Below are 14,198 nucleotides of genomic sequence, written 5' to 3'. Positions count from 1 at the left end.
ATCATGGCCACGAACATGCCGGCGCTCCGCCGTGCGACCCTGGTGCTGGCGGTGTCGGCATTCGCGCTCGCAGGATTTGCGCGCGCCGACGATCCGCCGCAGCCGCGCGCCGAAGCGGCGGCAGCAGCCGGACCGAAGGGCGGTCGCGGCGGCGCACAAAGCGCGTCGCAGAATGCATCGTCAGCCGCCGAGCCGCACCGTCTTCCGTCGGATTCGACCACGAAGCAGACGCTCGATCTTCCCGGCCGCACGCTCAATTTCGCAGCGACCGCCGGATCGATCCGCGTGTTCGACGGCAAGGGCGAGCCGGTGGCGGACATCGCCTATACATCCTATGAGCTCGACGGCGCTGACCGGGCGACGCGCCCGGTGACGTTCCTGTTCAATGGTGGGCCCGGTGCGTCCTCGGCATGGCTCCAGTTCGGCGCAGCGGGGCCGTGGCGGCTGCCGCTCGATGGCGAAGCCCTGTCGCCGTCCGCCTCGCCCGAGGTGAAGCCGAACGCGGAGACCTGGCTCGATTTCACCGATCTCGTCTTCATCGACCCCGTCAGCACCGGCTACAGCCGCTTTGTCGCAAGCAGCGATGACGCGCGCAAATCGTTCTACTCCGTCGACGGCGACGTCAATTCGATCGCGTTGGTGATCCGCCGCTGGCTCGAGAAGCACGAGCGGCTGACCTCGCCGAAATACGTTGCCGGCGAAAGCTATGGCGGCATTCGCGGGCCGAAGGTGGTGCGCCAGTTGCAGCTCCAGCACGGCGTCGGCGTCAGGGGATTGATCCTGGTGTCGCCGCTGCTGGACTTCCGCGAGTTCACCGGCACCAGCCTCCTGCAATATGTCGCGACGCTGCCGAGCTATGTCGCGGTGGCGCGCGAGGCGAAAGGCCCGGTCAAGCGCGCCGATCTAGCCGACGTCGAGGCTTACGCGCGCGGCGAATTCCTGGCCGACCTCGTCAAGGGCGAGGCGGACAAGGAGGCAACCAATCGGCTTGCCGACAAGGTCGCCGAGCTCACCGGCATCGACCAGGCGGTGAGCCGCCGGCTTGCCGGCCGCTTCGACGTCGGCGAATTCCGCCGCGAGCTCGACCGCAAGAACGGCAAGATCACGGGACGCTACGATGCCTCGGTGCGCGGCTTCGATCCCTATCCGGATTCGAGCAGCTCGCGGTTCGGTGATCCCTCCGGCGATGCGCTGCAGGCGCCGCTGACGAGTGCTGTGGTTGACCTGTTGACACACAAGCTCAATTGGCGGCCCGATGGCTCCTACGAGGTGTTGAACGGCGCCGTCGAGGGGCACTGGGATTTCGGCCGCGGCATCAACCCGCCGCAGTCGGTCTCCGAGCTGCGCCAGATCCTCGCCACGGATGCGAAGCTGAACGTGCTGGTCGCGCACGGCCTGTTCGATCTCGCCACGCCCTATTTCGGATCGAAACGGGTGCTCGACCAGTTGCCGGCCTTCGCAACACAGCGGGTCAAGTTCCTGGTCTATCCCGGCGGCCACATGTTCTATTCGCGCGACGGCTCGCGGCAGGCGCTTCGGAGCGAGGTCGAGGCGCTCATTCGGGAGTAGGCCGTCGCTTGCGCGGCTTATATCTCCGAGCGATCTCGCGGGCTACGACGGCCGCAGGCTTGATGTTGGCGCCCGCAATCCAGATGTCCCTGACCTTGCCGCGTTTGTCGCGGACGCGGCGGACCGGCTCGCCGTGGCTGGAATGGCCGGCGGCCCAGGCGAGCTTGCCGGTGTCGCGGCCGGTGACCTCGATCTCGCCGGCATCCATGAATGGATTGTTCAACTGGGGATTGGCGACCAGCACGCGGTTGCCCGCGGGCACCAGATCGGTCGCGCCCCAGATCGTCCACCAGCGCCCGGTCCAGTCGCGCACGCGGCGGTCGGGTGCTCCACGGGTCTGGAAGACGCGCAGGATCTGCATCGCGCCGTCCATCCAGAACGGCGCCGCGCCGTCGATGGAGTTGCTGATGATGCTTATCGCGAGCTCGCAGGCGGGGATGGAGCAGGTCCGGGAGATGTAGCCCTGGAAGTGGCCGCCATGGCCGAACCAGTCCCAACCGTCGAGCTTGCCGGCGTTGATACCCAAGCCGTAATAGCCCTCGAAACTCTGCGGGATGCGCCAATGATGCCGCGTCATCTCGCGGCGGCTCGCGACCGATAGCACGCTCTTTTTCGCATTGGGCGCGAGCTGCGCGAAGAAGCGCGCCGTGTCGGCGGCGGTGGCGGCGAAGCCTGTGGCGGAGGCCATCGCGCGGGTGGGATTGTCGCCGGGGATCACGCATCGCTCGCCGTACGGCACCCTTCGTGTGTGGCCGCGCGCGAACGGCGCACCTTTAGGAAGCGGCGCGTCCGGCTCGGTCTCGCGCAGGCCTGCGGGTTCGATGATCTCGCGCTTCATCCAGGCGCGGTAAGGCTCCTTCGTCACGGCCTCGATGACGAGACCGAGCAAGCCAAAACCGTGATTGGAATATTTGAAGCGTGTGCCCGGCTCGATCGCGGTCGGTAGCTTCAATTCCGCGAGCAGCTCGCTCGCGTCGAGATAAGGACGGCTGTCGATGAACTGGCCGGAATCGGCGCCGTCGCGCGTCAGTCCCGCGCTGTGCGAGAGCACCTGCGCGATCGTCGTTTCGGCGACGCGCGGATGCATGCCGGCGACATATTGGCCAATGGGATCGTCGAGCCGGATCTTGCGCTGCTCGCGCAGCTTCATGATGCCGGCCGAGGTGAAGCTCTTCGAGTGCGAGGCGATGCGGAAGCGGTGGCGCGGAGTGAGCTTCTCGCCGGTGTCGAGATTGGCGAGGCCGAACGCATGCTCGGCAACGATTTCGCCGCGATGGACGAAGGCGACCATGACGCCCGGCTGCTGGATTGTGGTGTGCTGGAATTCGATCCAGGAGCCGATGTAGTCGATCGCGGATCGCAGCCAATTGTCCATTGTGCACCGATTTGCGAGGGGAAGATGGGTGGGCAAGCTAGCCGAGAACGCAGAACGGGCACAACCCTGAGGTTGTGCCCGTTCGTCCCATTCGGAGATGCGATGTTCTTAATAGACGAGAGTCGCTCCGGTCGGCTTGTCGAGCGCGGCGGCGAGCGAACGATATTCGGAGCTGTCGGTGCCGGCGAGCGAGGCGAGCTTGTTGAGGTGATACTGCGCCTGCTCGCGGTTGCCCTGCTCGAGCTGCCAGAGGCCATAATACTGCCAGGTGCGGACGTGGTTCGGATCGTCCTTCAGCGCCAGCTCGTAATAGACCTTCGACGACTGGTAGTCGCCGAGCTTGCGATAGGAGTAGCCGATCAGATTGGCGACGTCGGCGACGTCGTCGCGCTTGAGCGACTTCAGCTGGCCGATCGCGCCGGTGTAGTCGTGATTGTCGTAGATCGTGGTGTAGGCGGTGCGATAGGCGGCGAGGAATTTCGGATCGTTGACGGAGGAGCTCTTCTTCTTGCCCTTCTTGGTCGAGGTGTCCGAGGCCGGCGGCGACGAGGGGGTGTCGCCACCTGCGGCATAGGCGCTGGTCAGAGCCGGCCCGGCCGCCAATGTCATGGCGACAAGTCCTGGCACAAGAAGCGTTGAGAGTTTTCGCATCTAAGTTCTCCCGTATGGAACGTGGCGATCCTACACGATTGCCCAAAGACCGGAACACCCATCAGGCGAAAACATTCCCGGCATCCCGGCCTATTCGCCCTGCGGGCAGATGACAAACTTGTCATCAGATGAACGGGAGCCTGCTGCGGGCTTCAGATTGGGTTCAGTGCGTGCCCCCTAGGCTCCAACCTACGATCAAAGGGTTGGCGAGAGGGCGCCCGCCTCAAGATCCTTCCAAGAGGAGACCAACCATGTTGAAGACCATTTCCGCAGCCTTGCTTGCAGCTTCCGTGATCGCAGCCCCGGCCTTCGCAGCCGAGGCCGGCAAGACCACCACGACCACGCCGGTGATCAAGGCGGACCAGAGCCAGACCAAGGTGTCCACCACCGCCGCGAAACCCGACGCCGGCCTCAAGGCCGATGCCAAGACTTCGGATGTCAAGGCTTCAGACGCCAAGGCTTCAGACGTCAAGGCTTCCGGTGTCAAGGCTTCGGACGCCAAGGTGGACACCAAGTCGAAGGCGATGAACGCCAACGCCGCGGTCACACCGGACGCGCACAAGACCGTGCGCACGCATCGCCACCACCACAAGCATCTGTCCGCGAAGAAGTCGCTGACGACGCAGCCGGACGTGACCAAGCCGGCGACGATGGAGAAGCGCAGCTAACCACTGATCCTGCGCGGCGGCGTTCTAGCATTGCCCAGCCGCCGCGTGAGGAATTCAGGCCCGGCCCGTTCGTCACGCCTTGCGCGAAAGCTCGAGGTGCTGGCGACGGGCCGGTACGACCATGCTGAAGCCCGCGAGCAACGTCCCAGGTTTGCGGCCGCAAGCAAAACCTCGAAAACAACCCCATGCACAGTAGCGGGTCGTAGATAAATCAATGGTTTAAGCGGTGGCTCATCTACGGATTTTACGAATCCGTTTGACTCGTCGGGCAAAACACCTGTAGACATGCATCATTGCAACCTTGGGGCTGAACGTCTCCGAGACTGATCGAGCGGAGAGCGTAAGCGGTGCGGCGACGAGCGAAACGCGCAGTGAGCTTGGCGTTGATGCTGGCACTGCCGCTGGCGCTCACGGGATGTTTCGGCAGCGATGGTGACCGTCCAACCCTGATGGACGGGACCCAGGCTGGCGGACCGCAGCCGTTTCCCGACAATTTCCGCGGCGACACGCTGGCCTTGATGCGCAGCTATCTGAACAACCCCGTCGGCGTGCGTGACGCCAGCATGGCCGAGCCGGTGCAGCGCGAGGTCGGCGGTCGGCAGTTCTATGTCAGCTGCCTGCACTTCACCCCACGCGAGACCGACGGCACCTACAAGGCCATGAGGGAACGCGCCGTGATCTTCGTCAACGGCCGGGCGGACCGCGTCGTCGATCGCGCCAGCGAGCTGTGCGCGGGCGCGGTTTACGTACCCTTTCCAGAACTTGAAAAGATGACGCGGTAGCGCAAAGCCCACCTTCATCGCTTGGTGATAGGACAAAGCCCGCCGGAGCTGCCGGATCACATTTCGGGGAGCTTTGAACGGCGTGGTTTTGCGTTGCGACTCATCGTTACGGCAGGTTCTGTTTCCGGCGGAAAAAAACCGTCGGTACGAGCCTGCGGGACGGAACAAAATCGCGCTGTTGCCGCTCCGTCACAGTCACGAACGATCAACGTTCCGGCATCGCCGCGAAGCAACCCAATTCACGCCACGTTGTTTCCTGAGTGTCGAATTTGAAAGAACGGGGATGATCATGAAAAGGATTTTGCTGGGTGCAGTTGCCCTGCTTGCGCTGGCCGCGCCGGCTGCCGCAGCCGACATGCAGGCGCGCACCTACACCAAGGCTCCGGCCTACACGCCGCCGCAGGTGATCTACAACTGGACCGGCTTCTACATCGGCGGCCATGTCGGCGGCGCCTTTGCCGGCGACAGCAGCTTCCAGTCGAGCGACGCGCGCTTCCTCGGCGGTGTTCAGGGCGGCTTCGACTACCAGTTCGCACCCAATTGGGTCATGGGTGTCGAGGCCCAGTATTCCTGGCTGCCGACCAACAATGGCGGCGCCACGTTCCCGCTGGGCACGCAGGTGACCTCCAATACCGACCAGCTCGGCTCGGTGACCGGTCGCATCGGCTACACCTGGGGACCGGCGCTGCTTTACGCCAAGGGCGGGTACGCCTGGCGCAACGGCGGCCTCGGCGTCAATATTGCCGGCGTTCCGCAGCCCTTCACCGCGACCGGCAACAGCAAGGACGGCTATACCGTTGGCGCTGGCCTCGAATACATGTTCGCGCCGAATTGGTCGGCCAAGGCCGAGTACCAGTATTACAACTTCGGCAGCACGACGATCACCTCCGGTCCGGCCGACGTTGTCGGCGTCCGCGGCCGGGAGGACGAGCATACCGTCAAGGTCGGCGTGAACTATCGCTTCGGCTGGGGCGGTCCGGCAGCCTCGCGCTACTGACGCGCCACCAACGATCACGATCTGACAAAGGCCGGCTCCCGCCGGCCTTTCGTTTGCCGGCTCCGGTTGCCAGCCTTCTGTCGTTTGCATTGCGTCAACCATCTGGCGCGTCATTTGCAAGCAAACGTTTTGGCGCGCGCTTTCTCACGGGCGTCATGGAGCTCGGGTAAAGCAAAAATAATTTTTGCAGCTTAGGGAACTCGCGCGCCGGAACGCGTTATATGAGAATTACCGGGCTGGTGGGACGACGGACATGCGTATCTTGGTGTCGGCTGTGGTGCTCTCGTGCTTCGTCAGTTTGCCGTGCGCTGCCCAAACAATCCTCAAATCCGAGCCTCTGATGCTGGCACCCTACGAGGTGGCCTTCGTCAAGGACGCGTCGTGCTCCTCCGGAAAGGTGCTGAAGGTCACCGGCGCGATCCGTGGGCTGCATCGCCGGAAGGCCTGCGTGGCTCTGGCGGGCGAGCAGGCCTCGCTTGCGACCGCGACGCCCTGAGCTTTTCCTGAGCTCTGGCTTCCCACCTTTGATCCGTCTTTAGGAATTCAGCTCAAGCTCCATCCTCGCTTGGCGATCGGCCTCGGCCTTGTTTCGGGCCGGGTCCTCGCCCTGTGCGGCCCGGCACGGCTTGATCTCGTAATCATTGTCGAGCACCCGCCGTGGCCCGGGGCGGTTGTCATCCGCGGTTACGTCCACGACGAGGCCACTTCGCTGCGCGAGCCTCCAGACGTCGGACTCATCAGGATAGGCCTTGCTGATCTGGGCGTCGTTGCAGAACAGGGCGTAGGGCATTCTTCCCGCTCCCGGAAAGCGCGTTAACGACTTTGCGGGGGAGGGGTTCCGATTGCCGGTCGATCACGCGGCCGTGATCGGGGTCGCCGGGGCCTGAGTCCTTAACGAGTCCTGAATCCCGAAAAAAAGAATCCCCGGGACTCATTTGGCGGAATCAGGGGATGTTTTCGGCCATGACGACCGACCTGAAAACCTCTTGCGGGCACATGCTGCTGCCCCTCACGCTGGCCCTGTTCGGCGCCTGCGCGGCCAATCTCTGGCTGGTGTGGTCCTGGCTGTAGCCCGCGACGGGAGGCCCCGGCTTTACTTTTCAGCCGGTGGCCGGGGGGAGGCGTCGCGAATGGCGGCGCGCAGTTTGGTCAGGGTGGCCGCGCAATACTCCTCCCGCTCGCGCTCGAACCGCTCCTGATGTTTGCGGAAATTGGCGATGCGGGCCTGCATCTCGGTGCGGACGTCGTGGCTCGCTACGCGCTGCGGCGGGAGAGGCAAGGGTTGGGGCGGAAGTGGCTTGCTCTCGGTGACGGTGTTGACGGGGACGATCTGCACCGACGCGGCCACTGTCGCCATCGGGATCTCCGGTGGATGCAAGTCATCCTTTTTGCCGGTGACCGATTGGACGAAGGCCATTGTCTGCGCGATCAGCGCGTCGCGTTCCGTGATCCACTTCATGGTGCACCCCTGTCGGGGTCATTCCAGCAAAGCTGGCCGGCCGAATCAAGAAGGTGTTGGGTGGGGGATTGCATATTTTTCCCGGCCGCCCGACAGTGGGGAATGGATGCCAAAGCAGACCATTCAGCCGAAGCCGAGGGCTTGAGGCTCGTCCGCGCGTTCCTGTCGCTGCCGCCCGACAAACGGGCGGAGGTGATCGCGTTCGTTGAGGAGTTGGCCCGCGCCAAACGCCGTCCCGAGGAGGGCGCCGACGTCTCGCCGGGGTGAGGGCTAGCGCTTCCGGGGATTAAGGTTGGGCTCGAACGGAGCCCCGACCACCCGAACCGGCGTCGGAGCGGTCACATCGATCACTGCCCGTTGGGCCTGCTGCTTTGCCGGAGCCGGTTCGAACAGCGCAATTGCGCCTGCCAAGGCGCTACAGCACAGCGTCACCGTCGCCAGCAGAAACATGTTTCGGTTTTCTTCCGTGATCCGCATGCGCCGACAACGGACGACGCCGCCGACCGGTTCCGGTTTTCCAAGCCTGGCTCGCACCCCGGAATAGGCTGAAGCTTACACCAAGCTTACGGCGCAAGCCCAAATAGTTAGTTTTCCGTAAGACTACCCGGAACATTCGGCATCAAATCTTAACGTCAGCCGGTTCCAATGCACGGTGCTGGGAATATGCATCGGCAGAAAATCACTGGGGCGGCTGCAATGAGCGTTTTGAACAATCTGAAAATCGTGTGGAAGGTCGCGCTGATCGTCGCCGTGATGGGCTTTGCCATGGTCGCCGTCGCGGGCTTCGGCACGCGCGAGCTCTCGGCAACGGTCGACGGCTTCGCCGAGCTTTCCGCAGCACAATCCTCGGCGCTCAACCTGACGCGGGCCCAGCGCCGCGCAGAGACCTATCATGCAGCGCTCTATGCGGTCTTCACCGAGGCGACGGAAGCGGGCAACGCCAACCGTCTCAAGACCGCGACCCAGAACCGCGACGAGATCCGCCAATACCTCGATGCAGCCGAGCAGGACGATCCCGCGCGCGCGAGCCAGATCAAGAGCATCGGCGATCAGTTGAAGGCGGTGTTCGCCGGCTGCGACCCGGTGCTGAAGGCAGGCTCACTCGCAAGCAGCCCGGAAGAGAACGCCAAGGCAGCCGAACGCGCGCACAAGGAGTGCGATCCGGTGATGGATGCGGCCCTGGGGCGCATTGCAAAGTTCGTGGGCGAGACCGCAGAGGCGGTCGCCAAACGCAAGGACGCTATCAACCGCGATGCTAAATCCGCGACCTGGACTGTGATCGGCGTCAGCGCCGGCGGCCTGATCCTGGGTATCGCGATCGCACTGTTCATCGGCCTCAATGCGATGTCCCGGCCGATTGCCCGCCTCAAGCTCGCCATGGAGGGCCTTGCCCGCAACGATCTCAAGACCGAGGTGCCCGAGAAGGACCGCCGCGACGAGATCGGCGACATGGCGAAGACGGTCGAAATCTTCAAAACCAACGGGATCGAGGTCGAGCGCCTCAAGGCTTCGCAGGTCGAAGTGGAGAAGCAGGCCTCCGATCAGCGCAAGCGCGACATGGTCAACCTTGCCGACGGCTTTGAGCGCGCGGTCGGCGAGATCATCGAGACAGTAGGCTCGGCGTCCACCGAGCTCGAAGCGTCGTCCTCGACGCTGGCCACCACCGCGCAGCGTGCGCAGGAGCTGACCTCGGTCGTCGCAATCGCCTCTGGTGAAGCCACCAGCAACGTGCAGTCGGTTGCGACCGCCACGGAGGAGCTGTCCTCCTCGGTCAACGAGATCAGTCGCCAGGTGCAGGAATCGGCACGGATGGCGGGCGAGGCCGTCACCCAGGCCCGCACCACGACGGTGCGCGTCAGCGAGCTCTCGGTTGCGGCGACGCGCATCGGCGACGTCGTCGAGCTGATCAACACCATTGCCGGCCAGACCAACCTCCTGGCGCTCAACGCCACGATCGAGGCGGCACGCGCCGGCGAGGCCGGCCGCGGCTTCGCCGTCGTCGCCTCCGAGGTGAAGACGCTGGCCGAGCAGACCGCGAAGGCGACCGGCGAGATCAGCCAGCAGATTTCCGGCATCCAGACCGCGACCCAGGAATCCGTCAACGCGATCCGCGACATCTCCGCGACGATCGAGCGGCTCTCGGAAGTGTCGTCGACCATTGCCGCGGCCGTCGAGGAGCAGGGCGCCGCGACCCAGGAGATCTCGCGCAACGTGCAGCAGGCCGCCCACGGCACCCAGCAGGTCTCCACCAACATCGCCGACGTGCAGCGCGGTGCGGCCGAGACCGGCTCGGCCTCCTCGCAGGTGCTTTCCACCGCCAAGATGTTGGCGACCGACAGCAACCGGCTGAAGGACGAAGTCGGGAAGTTCTTGCAGACGGTGCGCGCCGCGTAGGTCTGCGCGGCGGCCATCCGCCGCGCTGCGCACTCATCGCGCCAGCAGAAATCCCATTACGAATGCGAATAGCACGGCCGTCATGACGACGGCCGCGGCCGCACCGGCGGCGATCCTGGCCTTTTCTTTGGCTGTGGTGGGGCGCATGGGGGCAGAGGCGACAGACGTAAGCAGGTTCGCTTGCGGACTGTTTCGGACCGCTCGCTTTGCCTGTATAGTGCGGCTGCGCCGGAATTCACATCCCGTCCATGATCTCCAAGCGTCCACCCGCGCTCGCCCATGAGCGGTTCGCCGCTGACCGCGATAATTTCGCGGGCCTCGACCTCGCCGCACGGTTCGAGCGCATCGAAAAGACGAACCTGTGGGGTGCGGCCACCTCGGTGTCGGGCCTCGGCTCGGAGGACCCCGCGACCGCCGCGATCCGTGAGGTGCTTCCTGCACTGCTGCAACGGCTCGGCGCGCGCTCGCTGCTCGATGCGCCCTGTGGGGACGCGGGCTGGATCGGCCGCATCAAGCTGGATCTCGACTACACCGGCATCGACATCGTGCCGTCGCTGATCGCGGCCAATCGCAAGCGCGTGGCTCGTGGCGAGTCGTCCGGCCGGTTTCTCGTTGCCGACATCACGCGCGAAGCACTGCCGCGCGCGGATGTCGTTCTGTGCCGGGACTGCCTGGTGCATTTGAGCTTCGACAACATCGTTCGCGCCGTCGCGAACTTTCGCGCCAGCGGCGCGCATTTCCTGCTGGTCACGACGTTTCCCGAATGGGGAGACAATCGCGATTGCGAGGACGGCGACTGGCGGGCGTTGAACATGGAGAAGGCGCCGTTCGACTGGCCGGCACCGCGCGCGCTGATCAACGAGCGTTGCGAGGAGGGCGGTGGCGGCTGGCGCGACAAGAGCCTCGGGCTGTGGGCGATGAATGAACTGCCCGATCGTGTCCTCACTGCCCCGGAGATGTGACGGACGCGAGCGGAACGTCCGTTGCGTCAGTGATTGCCGTCGCGCTATACTTTGGGTTGCATGATGCCGTCTCGCATTGCGGGGACGATGCCGGAGCACGCCATGAGACCGAGTGTTGTGGTCCTCGCCATCCTGGTCTGGTGCTGCGCGCCCGCGCTGGCGCAGCAGGACGGCGCTGCGCTCTACGCAAGCCACTGCGCGCAATGCCACGATGGCGGCGATGGCCAGAGCCGTGTGCCAGGCCGCGGCGCCATGCAGGGGATGTCGTTCGACCACGTGCTGGGAACGCTGACTTCCGGCAGCATGGCGGCGATGGCGAAGGACCGCAGCGAATCGGAACGGCGCGCGATTGCTGCCTTCGTCACCGGCAAGGCCGCGGTGGGCGACAAAGTAGTCGATGCGGAGGGACGCTGCACGCAGCAGGTCAACTTCTTTCCGCAACCACTCGATGGTCCGCGCTGGAATGGGTGGGGTGTCGACGCTGGCAACAGCCGCTTCCAGCCGGCCGACATGGCCGGCCTGACCGCGGAAGAGGTGCCGCGCCTGCGGCTGAAATGGGCTTATGCCTTTCCCGGCGCCTCGGTGTCGTTTGCGCCGCCGACGATCGTGGGCGGTCTGCTGTTCATCGGCGGCACTGACCGCAAGGTGCACGCGCTCGATGCGCGAAGCGGCTGCACGCTGTGGACGCTGCCGACTGATGCTGCCGTGCGCGCGGCGATCAGCTTCGGGCCGCTTCCCGGCACCGATCAGTTCGCGATCTTCTTCGGTGACTTGCGCGCCAATGCCTATGCGGTGAACGCACTGACTGGCGCGCTGATCTGGAAGACAAAGATCGAGGAGCATCCGGCAGCGCGCATCACCGGAGCGCCGACGCTACATTCCGGCGTGCTCTACGTCCCGGTCTCCTCGCTCGAGGAGGCCTCCGGTTCGCAGGCCAGTTACGAATGCTGTACTTTCCGCGGCAGCGTGGTCGCGCTCGAGGCTGTGACCGGCAAGCAGGTGTGGCAGGCCTACACGATTCCGGAGGTGCCGCACCCGACTGGCAAGAATGCAAGAGGCACGCAACTGTTCGGCCCGTCCGGCGCGGCGGTGTGGTCGGCACCGACGATTGATCCGAAACGCAACGCCGTCTACGTCGCGACCAGCAATTCCTATTCGAATCCGCCGGCCGCAACCGCCGATGCGGTCCTCGCTTTCGAGCTTGCGACCGGTAAGCTGCTCTGGAAGCAGCAGGCGACCCCGAGCGACGCCTTCATTGTCGCATGCTTCGGCACGGATAAGACCAATTGTCCTGAAGATCACGGGCCTGACCACGATTTTGGCCAGTCGCCGATTCTCGTGACCTTGCGCGATGGCAGGCGCGTTCTTGCCATCGCGCAGAAGTCCGGCGTCGTGCACGCGCTCGATCCTGATGATGGCGGCAAGATTCTGTGGCAGACGCGGATCGGGAAGGGCGGTGCGCTCGGCGGCAGCGAGTGGGGCTCGGCCGCCGACCAGGATCGCATCTATGTCGCGAACTCCGACGTGCGGTTCCTGCGCGATGGCACGCGGCGGCTCGATTCCACCCAAGGCGGTGGTCTCTTCGGCCTCGACCTCGCCAGTGGAAAAATTGCGATGGAAGTACCTCCTGTCGCTTGTGGCGATCGCCTCCAATGCAGCCCTGCGCTGTCGGCTGCCGTGAGCCTGATCCCCGGTGTCGTGTTTTCCGGCGGCGTCAGCGGCTTCCTGCGCGCGTACGCGACAGCCGACGGAAAGCTGTTGTGGGAGTACGACACGGCGCGAGACTATACGACGGTGAACGGCGCCCCTGCTCACGGCGGCGCGATCGACGGCCCCGGACCGATCATCGCCGGCGGCATGCTCTACACCAATTCCGGCTACGGGCAATGGGGCGGCGTCGCCGGCAACGCATTGCTGGCGTTCGAGGTTGCGAAGGAGTGAGGATCCGTCTTGGATCGCCCTGCGCTCCAGCCGAGCGACAGAACCCGTCAGCCAACTGAGGACGAAGGAGTTTCGATGATCGGCGCGAGATGTCGCTGCGGCGCTCTGGCGCTGTCGCTTCCAGGACCTTCCAGCCTTGTCGTTGCCTGCCACTGCATTGACTGCCAGCGTCGAACCGGCGCGCCGTTCGGCGTCGGTGCGTTCTATCCGGCGGAGGGCGTCACGATCTCGGGGACGTCGAACGAATACGTCCGGACAGCCGCAAGCGGCGGCAAAGTCCGCAGCTATTTTTGCCCCGCGTGCGGTTCGACGGTCTATTGGAAGGCGGACAATCTGCCGGCGATGATCGGCGTTGCCGTCGGCGCCATCGCGGATCCGAATTTCCCGGCGCCCATCCGCTCGGTTTTCGAACAGTCGAAACATGCCTGGGTGGAAATATCAGGCGCTGAGCACTTCCAGCAGAGCAGCGCACCGAAGCATTCGAAGTGAGCGTTGCGCGTCAAATTTCGCGCCAAGGCTTCGTGACGTGATGAATTGACGCCGTTCCCGTGGTTCCGCCGAGGGTTGGAATTTGCGGCAGTCCCTCTGCTTCGCGTGAGACAATAGCTAGCGGTCAGGGTTTGGAACGAACTTGACAAAAACTCGTTTGCCGACCGGAGCTAACGATGAATAACGCGGAAATTTTTGAACCTTTCTTGAAGCGGTTGCGGGTCAGCACCGAAATTGACGAAGAGGACGAGGTCGCTATCCGTGATCTGCCAATCACGGTGAAACGGATGGCTGGCGGTCAGCCGGTCGTTTCTCTCGGAGATCGACCTTCCGCATGCTGCCTTGTCGTTGATGGCTTTATCCTGAGATCAAAGATCGTCGGCAATGGCCACCGCCAAATCATGGCCTTTCACCAACCCGGCGACATTCCCGATCTGCAGGGGCTCTTTCTGCATGTGATGGACCATGACGTCAGCACGCTTGGCGATAGCGTTCTCGGCTTCATTCCGCATGCAGCGGTGCGCTCACTTATAAGAAAGCGGCCCAACGTGGCCGAAGCGCTTTGGCGCGATACACTGACCGACGCCGCGATCTTCCGGGAGTGGATTTGCAACGTTGGTCAACGCGAAGCCACAAGCCGCGTGGCGCATCTCGTGCTTGAGCTTTACACCAGATTGAAAGCGATCGGCCGAGCGGACGGCCTGTCCTTCGATTTTCCGGCCTCTCAGGCACTCCTCGCCGACGCCGTCGGCACCAGCGTGGTTCACATGAATCGCGTCGTTCAGCAGCTGCGTGCTCAGCGCGTGTTGGACCTGGAGCGGGGAAGAATATCGATCCTTGATGAAGCCAGACTGCGCGAAATAGCAGACTTCGACGTGCTTTACCTTCATCTCAATCCGTCGCTCTGAGCC

Annotated in this window: 15 protein-coding genes; 11 read left to right on the top strand and 4 right to left on the bottom strand. The window is 64.2% G+C overall.

Annotation, left to right across the window (positions count from 1 at the left end):
* Positions 1 to 3: 3 nt before the first annotated feature.
* The gene (locus AC0L20_RS04815; protein WP_473287631.1) at positions 4 to 1,569 is read left to right on the top strand and encodes a S10 family peptidase; all 1,566 of its coding nucleotides are present in this window, start codon (positions 4 to 6) and stop codon (positions 1,567 to 1,569) included.
* Here the strand turns inward: AC0L20_RS04815 and AC0L20_RS04810 are convergent.
* Entirely contained in the window at positions 1,556 to 2,944 is a 1,389-nt protein-coding gene (locus AC0L20_RS04810; RefSeq protein ID WP_473287630.1) for a serine hydrolase domain-containing protein, read from the bottom strand. The genes AC0L20_RS04815 and AC0L20_RS04810 overlap by 14 nt on opposite strands.
* A gap of 108 nt (positions 2,945 to 3,052) precedes the next feature.
* A complete protein-coding gene (locus AC0L20_RS04805; RefSeq protein WP_473287629.1) occupies positions 3,053 to 3,595 on the bottom strand; it encodes a tetratricopeptide repeat protein in 543 nt (180 codons plus the stop codon).
* A gap of 251 nt (positions 3,596 to 3,846) precedes the next feature.
* Between AC0L20_RS04805 and AC0L20_RS04800 the strand changes: the two genes are divergently transcribed.
* From AC0L20_RS04800 to AC0L20_RS04785, 4 genes are all read left to right on the top strand, one after another.
* Positions 3,847 to 4,263 (top strand): His-rich protein BRANT, encoded by a 417-nt coding sequence (locus AC0L20_RS04800; RefSeq protein ID WP_473287628.1) that lies wholly within the window; start codon positions 3,847 to 3,849, stop codon positions 4,261 to 4,263.
* Between the two features lie 386 nt (positions 4,264 to 4,649).
* Positions 4,650 to 5,045, top strand: a complete 396-nt coding sequence (locus AC0L20_RS04795) for a hypothetical protein (RefSeq protein WP_035961651.1) — start codon at positions 4,650 to 4,652, stop codon at positions 5,043 to 5,045.
* Between the two features lie 289 nt (positions 5,046 to 5,334).
* Complete coding sequence (locus AC0L20_RS04790) at positions 5,335 to 6,042, top strand: outer membrane protein (protein ID WP_473287627.1); 708 nt, start codon at positions 5,335 to 5,337, stop codon at positions 6,040 to 6,042.
* Between the two features lie 253 nt (positions 6,043 to 6,295).
* Positions 6,296 to 6,538 carry a hypothetical protein gene (locus tag AC0L20_RS04785; RefSeq protein ID WP_018455389.1) on the top strand — a complete coding sequence of 81 codons (243 nt, stop codon included), beginning with the start codon at positions 6,296 to 6,298 and terminating at the stop codon, positions 6,536 to 6,538.
* Positions 6,539 to 6,577: 39 nt separating this feature from the next.
* On the opposite strand, the gene AC0L20_RS04780 is transcribed toward AC0L20_RS04785, so the two are convergent.
* Positions 6,578 to 6,832: a hypothetical protein gene (locus AC0L20_RS04780; protein WP_018455390.1), complete on the bottom strand. Its 255-nt coding sequence runs from the start codon at positions 6,830 to 6,832 to the stop codon at positions 6,578 to 6,580.
* A gap of 303 nt (positions 6,833 to 7,135) precedes the next feature.
* Positions 7,136 to 7,501, bottom strand: coding sequence for a hypothetical protein (locus AC0L20_RS04775; protein ID WP_473287626.1), 366 nt, complete (start codon positions 7,499 to 7,501; stop codon positions 7,136 to 7,138).
* A 102-nt stretch (positions 7,502 to 7,603) separates the two neighbouring features.
* Between AC0L20_RS04775 and AC0L20_RS04770 the strand changes: the two genes are divergently transcribed.
* The 6 genes from AC0L20_RS04770 (at position 7,604) to AC0L20_RS04745 (ending at position 14,195) form a co-directional block, all read left to right on the top strand.
* Complete coding sequence (locus AC0L20_RS04770) at positions 7,604 to 7,768, top strand: hypothetical protein (protein WP_007602663.1); 165 nt, start codon at positions 7,604 to 7,606, stop codon at positions 7,766 to 7,768.
* 429 nt (positions 7,769 to 8,197) lie between these two features.
* Positions 8,198 to 9,895, top strand: a complete 1,698-nt coding sequence (locus AC0L20_RS04765; RefSeq protein WP_473287625.1) for a methyl-accepting chemotaxis protein — start codon at positions 8,198 to 8,200, stop codon at positions 9,893 to 9,895.
* A gap of 248 nt (positions 9,896 to 10,143) precedes the next feature.
* Entirely contained in the window at positions 10,144 to 10,857 is a 714-nt protein-coding gene (locus tag AC0L20_RS04760) for a class I SAM-dependent methyltransferase (RefSeq protein ID WP_473287624.1), read from the top strand.
* Between the two features lie 102 nt (positions 10,858 to 10,959).
* The gene (locus AC0L20_RS04755) at positions 10,960 to 12,798 is read left to right on the top strand and encodes an outer membrane protein assembly factor BamB family protein (RefSeq protein ID WP_473287623.1); all 1,839 of its coding nucleotides are present in this window, start codon (positions 10,960 to 10,962) and stop codon (positions 12,796 to 12,798) included.
* A gap of 75 nt (positions 12,799 to 12,873) precedes the next feature.
* Positions 12,874 to 13,287 (top strand): GFA family protein, encoded by a 414-nt coding sequence (locus AC0L20_RS04750; protein ID WP_473287622.1) that lies wholly within the window; start codon positions 12,874 to 12,876, stop codon positions 13,285 to 13,287.
* 176 nt (positions 13,288 to 13,463) lie between these two features.
* Positions 13,464 to 14,195: a Crp/Fnr family transcriptional regulator gene (locus tag AC0L20_RS04745; protein ID WP_456769376.1), complete on the top strand. Its 732-nt coding sequence runs from the start codon at positions 13,464 to 13,466 to the stop codon at positions 14,193 to 14,195.
* The last annotated feature ends 3 nt before the right edge of the window (positions 14,196 to 14,198 follow it).

Source organism: Bradyrhizobium sp. Kon58 (assembly GCF_055807455.1).
The sequence above is the reverse complement of the archived record's forward strand: the minus strand, read 5'-3'. Positions and strand labels throughout refer to the sequence as shown.

Bases quoted from the DNA above. Each gene is read 5' to 3' on its own strand.
- AC0L20_RS04815 (WP_473287631.1), top strand. From the start codon at position 4: ATGGCCACGAACATGCCGGCGCTCCGCCGTGCGACCCTGGTGCTGGCG.
- AC0L20_RS04810 (WP_473287630.1), bottom strand. From the start codon at position 2,944: ATGGACAATTGGCTGCGATCCGCGATCGACTACATCGGCTCCTGGATC.
- AC0L20_RS04805 (WP_473287629.1), bottom strand. From the start codon at position 3,595: ATGCGAAAACTCTCAACGCTTCTTGTGCCAGGACTTGTCGCCATGACA.
- AC0L20_RS04800 (WP_473287628.1), top strand. From the start codon at position 3,847: ATGTTGAAGACCATTTCCGCAGCCTTGCTTGCAGCTTCCGTGATCGCA.
- AC0L20_RS04795 (WP_035961651.1), top strand. From the start codon at position 4,650: ATGCTGGCACTGCCGCTGGCGCTCACGGGATGTTTCGGCAGCGATGGT.
- AC0L20_RS04790 (WP_473287627.1), top strand. From the start codon at position 5,335: ATGAAAAGGATTTTGCTGGGTGCAGTTGCCCTGCTTGCGCTGGCCGCG.
- AC0L20_RS04785 (WP_018455389.1), top strand. From the start codon at position 6,296: ATGCGTATCTTGGTGTCGGCTGTGGTGCTCTCGTGCTTCGTCAGTTTG.
- AC0L20_RS04780 (WP_018455390.1), bottom strand. From the start codon at position 6,832: ATGCCCTACGCCCTGTTCTGCAACGACGCCCAGATCAGCAAGGCCTAT.
- AC0L20_RS04775 (WP_473287626.1), bottom strand. From the start codon at position 7,501: ATGAAGTGGATCACGGAACGCGACGCGCTGATCGCGCAGACAATGGCC.
- AC0L20_RS04770 (WP_007602663.1), top strand. From the start codon at position 7,604: ATGGATGCCAAAGCAGACCATTCAGCCGAAGCCGAGGGCTTGAGGCTC.
- AC0L20_RS04765 (WP_473287625.1), top strand. From the start codon at position 8,198: ATGAGCGTTTTGAACAATCTGAAAATCGTGTGGAAGGTCGCGCTGATC.
- AC0L20_RS04760 (WP_473287624.1), top strand. From the start codon at position 10,144: ATGATCTCCAAGCGTCCACCCGCGCTCGCCCATGAGCGGTTCGCCGCT.
- AC0L20_RS04755 (WP_473287623.1), top strand. From the start codon at position 10,960: ATGAGACCGAGTGTTGTGGTCCTCGCCATCCTGGTCTGGTGCTGCGCG.
- AC0L20_RS04750 (WP_473287622.1), top strand. From the start codon at position 12,874: ATGATCGGCGCGAGATGTCGCTGCGGCGCTCTGGCGCTGTCGCTTCCA.
- AC0L20_RS04745 (WP_456769376.1), top strand. From the start codon at position 13,464: ATGAATAACGCGGAAATTTTTGAACCTTTCTTGAAGCGGTTGCGGGTC.